General features: G+C 70.5%; 5 protein-coding genes. 2 read left to right on the top strand and 3 right to left on the bottom strand.

The window, feature by feature from the left end; translation table 11 throughout:
• Positions 1 to 358: 358 nt before the first annotated feature.
• Positions 359 to 643, bottom strand: a complete 285-nt coding sequence (locus tag ACWGE1_RS39765) for a hypothetical protein (protein WP_453425346.1) — start codon at positions 641 to 643, stop codon at positions 359 to 361.
• 148 nt (positions 644 to 791) lie between these two features.
• Between ACWGE1_RS39765 and ACWGE1_RS39760 the strand changes: the two genes are divergently transcribed.
• Entirely contained in the window at positions 792 to 2,144 is a 1,353-nt protein-coding gene (locus ACWGE1_RS39760; RefSeq protein ID WP_453425345.1) for a tetratricopeptide repeat protein, read from the top strand.
• On the opposite strand, the gene ACWGE1_RS39755 is transcribed toward ACWGE1_RS39760, so the two are convergent.
• Complete coding sequence (locus tag ACWGE1_RS39755; protein ID WP_453425344.1) at positions 2,141 to 2,905, bottom strand: GntR family transcriptional regulator; 765 nt, start codon at positions 2,903 to 2,905, stop codon at positions 2,141 to 2,143. The two genes, ACWGE1_RS39760 and ACWGE1_RS39755, sit on opposite strands and share 4 nt — an antisense overlap.
• A gap of 174 nt (positions 2,906 to 3,079) precedes the next feature.
• Here ACWGE1_RS39755 and ACWGE1_RS39750 point away from each other — a divergent pair, with 174 nt between their 5' ends.
• Positions 3,080 to 3,289: a hypothetical protein gene (locus tag ACWGE1_RS39750; RefSeq protein WP_453425343.1), complete on the top strand. Its 210-nt coding sequence runs from the start codon at positions 3,080 to 3,082 to the stop codon at positions 3,287 to 3,289.
• A gap of 579 nt (positions 3,290 to 3,868) precedes the next feature.
• Here the strand turns inward: ACWGE1_RS39750 and ACWGE1_RS39745 are convergent.
• Positions 3,869 to 5,269, bottom strand: coding sequence for an FtsW/RodA/SpoVE family cell cycle protein (locus tag ACWGE1_RS39745; protein WP_453425342.1), 1,401 nt, complete (start codon positions 5,267 to 5,269; stop codon positions 3,869 to 3,871).
• Positions 5,270 to 5,634: the final 365 nt, after the last annotated feature.

The following is a 5,634-nucleotide window of genomic DNA, read 5'->3' as shown; positions in this document are numbered from 1 at the left end:
TCTCTCCGTGTCGGGCCGGCCCCTCAAGGGCGCTCGTTCCTCGCGTCGCTGCGCGATGGCCTTCGGCCACCCTTGACCGCCCGTCCCGCCCCGGAAAGTCGAAGACTGCCGGGAAACCCCCAAAGGAACGGGCCGGGCCTTCAAGGATCAGGACGGGGCGGCCAGAGACCCCGGCGGGGGCGGGGTGGGCACGACCGGCAGACGGGCCCATGCGGCAGCCCTGCCGGGTCGGAGGAGCGCGTCCGATCGCTACGCGCTCCTCACGTCTCAGCGTCTCCAGGCCGTCCTGGGCCGGGCATGAGCCGCCCGCCGGCCGAGGGCGTCCGACGACCTCCCGGGGCGGGGCGGGCAGCAGGCTCTAGGCGGAGGCAACGACCTCGCCGGCGGTGACCTGCGGAGGATTGGGCAGGAACTGGGCCAGGTTCTCGCGTACGAATTGCGCAGCCCTCTCGATCGATTCGTCGGCGCCCGCACGATCCTGGAAGACGCTGGTGGAAACCATCACCCCGCCCCCGGCGTCCACCCAGTAGTACGCCACGAATCCGGGGACCCGGCGCATGATCGGCACGAACCCCTCGTCGACGAGGCGCCCGGCTTCGGCCGGGTCGGTCACGCCTTCGTACCGCCGGACTGCTGCGTACATGGTTGATCTCCTGGGGCTCGGCGTCGTTGCGAAGAGGGCGTACCCGGCCCGGCACGTACTTGGCCCGCGCGGCGCCGGCAATCACCGGAAGGGACCTCGTCCGGTCGTGCGAACGGGGGGTCGGACGAGCGCCCTTTAGGGTTCGGCCATGGACGCCGCCGTACTTCACCGCAGGACCGACGCGCACGACGAGTGCGTGCCACCGGACCTCGTCGACCGCCTCCTCGCCCTCGGGTACGCCGACGTGGTGCACGGGCAGGCCGTGGCGGAGGACGGCGACTGGTTCTGCGCCCGCGCCTGGGCGCGTCTGGTGGCCGGCCGGGGCGAGCTGGACGAGGCCCTTGAGGTACTGGCCCCGTACGTCGGCACCGGCTGGTGGACGGCGGTTGCGGAGGCCGCGCGCCTGCTGGACGCCGGGGGCCGGGGCGACGAGGCCATCGCACTCGTCCGCCCCTTCGTGCCGGACGGGGAGCGGGGCGCTCTGCGGGACCTGGCTCTGCTGCTGGCGCGGCACGGACGGGGCGAGGAGGCGTACGGGCTGCTCGTCCCGCACATGACCGACTGGCTCATCGCCGAGGCACTGGTGGAAGTGGGCGCAGGGCTGGGACGCGGCGACGAGGTCGCGGAGCTGCTGGAGGCGTGCCTGGTCCCCGGAACCCCCTGCGCACACTGCGACAGCCCGGAGTGCGGAGGGACGTACAGGGAGCCGTTCAACGCGGTGAACCTCCTGGCGTCCGTGCGCGAGAAGCAGGGCCGGACGGACGAAGCGATCGCGGTGCTCCTATCGTCAGACCCCGTGGTCGTCAACAACCGTGACCCGCTGGCCGACCTGCTGGTCCGACACGACCGGATCGACGAGCTGCGCGCGTACGCGGCCGCCACGGGCCCGTGGGAAGCCGCCCAGCAGCTTGCGGAACTGCTGGAGGCGCGCGGAGACGTGGCGGGCGCGGTCGACGCGTACCGGAACCACTCGGATGAGGACCGCTGCACGACGCAGATCCTGCTCGCCGAGCTCCTGGCCCGGCACGGGCGGGGCGCCGAGGCCATCGAGGCCATACGCGCGCTGGACAGCTCTGAGGACTGGATCGTCGACCCGCTGTGCGAGCTGTACGCCGCCGAAGGCCGGGCCGAGGAGGGACTGGCCCACCTCGACGCCCTGAAGGCCCGGCGGGGCAGGGAGGAGTGGGAACTGTTCCGGCTGCGGGCACCGCTCATGGCCGCCTGCGGGCGACTCGACGAAGCGGTCACGGACGCCCGGGCACACCCCGAGGGCGGAGGCCCGTACGCGGTGGAAAGCCTGGCCCGCCTCCTGGCCGGAGCGGGACGCACGGAGGAGGCCGTCGCCCTCCTGGACACGGACCGCCTGGAGCACAAGTGGCTCCTCGGCCCCCTCCTGGTCGACCTGGGCCGCGTCGAGGAGGCGGTGACCCTCCTGCGCACCTCCCGCCCCCAGCTCCCGCCGCCACCGCCGACGGAGTACAGCGACTGTCCCCCCTTCTAGGCTCCGGCGTCGAAGTCGTACTCCAGGACGTAGGAAGCGGAGTCCAGTGTCATCTCGTTGATCTCAACGGCTCGCCCGCCCTCGGTGAACGCGGTACGGACGATCTGGATGACAGGCGTGCCCATGGAGAGCGACAGCCGCTCGGCCTCGTCGGCCGAAGGCATCCGGGAGCGGATTTCCTCCCGGAAGTGGACGGGCTCGTGCCCCAGCTCTGCCAGGCGCGCGTACGTTCCGCCGGGTCCGGTGTCGGCCTCAGCGATGGCAGAGCCAGCAACGATGTCCGACGGCAGGTACGACACCGCGAAGAGAACAGGTCTGCCGTCAAGCACGAAGCGTCGGCTGCGGACCCACACGCGCGTTCCTGCTGGAACGCCGAGCGCGTCGCAGACGCGGCCTTCCGCTTCTTCCTCACGCACGTCGATCCCGTCGACGACCAGCTCGCGGTCCTCGGCGTCGACGGACCAGATGGAGCGGCCCGACCCCCACTGCTCGTGGGCCAGGCGCTGGATGCCGCGCCGCCGCAGGGGCTTGAACGCCCGGACGAAGACGCCGGCACCCTTCCGGGCCTCCGCGAGTCCTTCGTTCTGCAGTACGCCGAGGGCCTGACGTGCGGTCATCCGCGCGACCTCGTAGGTGGCCATGAGGTCGTTCTCACCCGGCAGCCGGTCGCCCGGACCGTACTCGCCCGCCTGGATCGCCGTCCTCAGAGCATCGGCGATCCGCCGGTATTTCGGCTGACGGGTGCTGCCCTGGCTGGTCATGAAACCGATCACTCCTTCTCCTCTCTAGACACCCTAGGGCCGTAGGTGGGCACGCCGACGCGGAAGACGTTCCCCTGGTGAGGGCGCCGGCCATATGTGAGCCCAGTGAGGATCTGCTGGACCGGGCGCTGGTCGGCTGGGAGCGCTTCCTCGGCACTCTGCGAGGGGGGTCCGATGAGTGAGCAGTACGAATATGTGCCGCACCGGCTCCTGCGCCACCGTGTTCGCGACATCGCTTCAGGCGTCGAGGGCGAGTTGATGGCCGTGATCAATGAGAACGTCTCGGACGCCCATGTTGAGCACTGGATGGAGTTGGCCTACATCCGTGGTGCGTCCGGTCGTGAATTCACCACCTCGGTCGCCAATGTCGAGGCGGCCGACTGACGGTTGGTCCAGCTCTCCGGGGAATCGTGCGGTCAGCCTCGAACGGGCCGTCTGGGTCGTGGGTGGCAAATGTCCTCGGCCAGGTCGCACTTCCTGAGGGCAATCGGTTGCCCTAATTGCACCTCTTTGGGCGCCGGTTCGTGGAGTCGTCCTCGCCCTGACCCGGATTCACTACGGAATGGGTGAAGTGCCGGCGGTCAGTCCGGCCGCCGGTCGCGGTCAGAGGGAAGCGTCCACGGCTCGTGGGCGGCCTGTGTCCAGCCCAAGACGGCTGTCGGACGCTGAGAGATGAGGAGCGCGTAGCGATTGGACGCGCCTCCCCCGACCAAGCCGCCCATCTCCGACCGCCCCGCCCCTGAAAGCCTGGACCGGCCCGTTCCTTTGGGGGTTTCCCGGCAGTCTTCGTATGTCCGGGGCGGGACGGGCGGTCAAGGGTGGCCGAAGGCCATCGCGCAGCGACGCGAGGAACGAGCGCCCTTGAGGGGCCGGCCCGACACGGAGAGACGATGGGACTGACGGGAAACCCCCATACACATCCCTGACCACTGCCCGAGTGGCTCCCGCTCACCGCCCCGCCCCCTAAACCCCCGCCCCCGCCCCCGCCGTGATCGTTGTTTCCGCCGGGCCGTGGGTGTCCGCCTCGCGTTGGCGTTCCGCGCTGTCGCTGATGCGCAGGAGCAGCGCGATCATGATCCAGTTGGCCAGGAGGGAGGAGCCGCCCTTGGCGAGGAAGGGCAGGGCCTTGCCCGTCAGGGGGATCAGGCCCGTCACTCCGCCCGCGACCACGAACACCTGCAGGGCCAGCGCCGCGGCCAGGCCCACCGCGAGCAGTTTGCCGAACGGGTCGCGGGCGCCGAGCGCCATCCGCAGCCCCCGCTGCACGAGGAGCGCGTAGAGGATCAGTACGGCCATGACCCCGGCCAGGCCGAGCTCCTCGCCCACCGTGGTCAGGATGAAGTCGCTGCGCCCGGCGAAGGCGATCAGCTCGGGGTGGCCCATGCCCAGCCCGGTGCCGGAGACGCCGCCCGTGCCGAAGCTGAACAGCGCCTGCGCCGACTGGTCGGAGGTGACTCCCTCCGGCCGGTTCTCCCAGTAGTACGACAGCGGGTTGAGCCACGCGGCCACGCGCGCCTTGACGTGCGGCTCCGTCGAGCCGACCACGAAGGCGCCCGCCGAGGCCATGAGCACACCGCAGACGATCCAGCTCGTGCGCTCGGTGGCGACGTACAGCATGACCACGAACACGCCGAAGAAGATCAGCGAGGTGCCGAGGTCGCGTTCGAAGACCAGGACCAGCATCGAGACGATCCACACCGTGATGATCGGCCCGAGCTGGCGCATCGGGGGCAGCTGCATGCCCAGGAACCTGCGGCCCGTCAGGGCCAGCGAATCCCGGTGGATGACCAGGTATCCGGCGAAGAAGATCGCGATCATGATCTTGACGAACTCGCCGGGCTGCAGCGAGAACCCGAAGAGTTTGATCCAGCGCTTCGCGCCGTAGGTGTCCGCGCCGAAGAAGGCGGGCGCGATCAGCAGGACCAGCGCGCCGGCCATCGTGATGTAGATGAACCGCTGCAGCAGCCGGTGGTCGCGCAGCAGCGCCAGTACCAGCAGGCAGGCGGCGACCCCGACCACCGTCCACAACAGCTGGCCGGGGGCGTTCGCGTCCGAGTTGTAGCGCTCGATGTAGCCCTGATCGAGCCGGTGCAGCAGTACCAGTCCGAGGCCGGTCAGCAGCATGGCGAGCGGGAGGACCAGAGGGTCCGCGTAGGCCGCGAAACGGCGCACGCCCAGATGTCCCACCAGCGACAGCAGGGTGAGGCTGATGGTGAAGCCGGGGAGGTTGGGCGGCAGCTCGTCGTTCATGGCCAGGCCCGCGGCGGCATGCCCGAACACGGCGATGGCGATGACGAAGACCAGGAGCAGCGCCTCGGTGCGGCGGCGGGCGCCCGCCGTCGTCAGGGGTTTCAGTCCACGCACGGGATGCCGCCACCGTCGGTGGGGGCGGACGGCGAGGGCGGCGGGGGAGCCGCCTCGGGTGAGGACGGGGGTGCGGAAGGGGCGCCCGGTGCACCGGGGCCGGCGGAATCCTTGGGTCCGATCTGCTCGGCAATGAGGCGCTTTATCTTCATATCATCTACGACGTTGATGCCCTCTCCGTGGTTCCTTCCGAAGCGTTCGACGGGAAGCCGGCACCGGTACGCCGCCCAGGGCGTCCTGCCCTGCGGGCGGCTCGGCGGTGTCGGTGTCGGGTCGGTGCGTGGTGCCGTGCCGGGGTGTCTCCTCGGCTCGGCGCGCGCGGGCTCTTCTCGGCTGTGCGGGGTGGTTGCGCGCTCGTCCTGCGG

Source organism: Streptomyces sp. NPDC054932, assembly GCF_053610205.1.
This window is presented reverse-complemented; position numbering and strand designations above follow the sequence as displayed.

Bases quoted from the DNA above. Each gene is read 5' to 3' on its own strand.
- ACWGE1_RS39765 (WP_453425346.1), bottom strand. From the start codon at position 643: ATGTACGCAGCAGTCCGGCGGTACGAAGGCGTGACCGACCCGGCCGAA.
- ACWGE1_RS39760 (WP_453425345.1), top strand. From the start codon at position 792: ATGGACGCCGCCGTACTTCACCGCAGGACCGACGCGCACGACGAGTGC.
- ACWGE1_RS39755 (WP_453425344.1), bottom strand. From the start codon at position 2,905: ATGACCAGCCAGGGCAGCACCCGTCAGCCGAAATACCGGCGGATCGCC.
- ACWGE1_RS39750 (WP_453425343.1), top strand. From the start codon at position 3,080: ATGAGTGAGCAGTACGAATATGTGCCGCACCGGCTCCTGCGCCACCGT.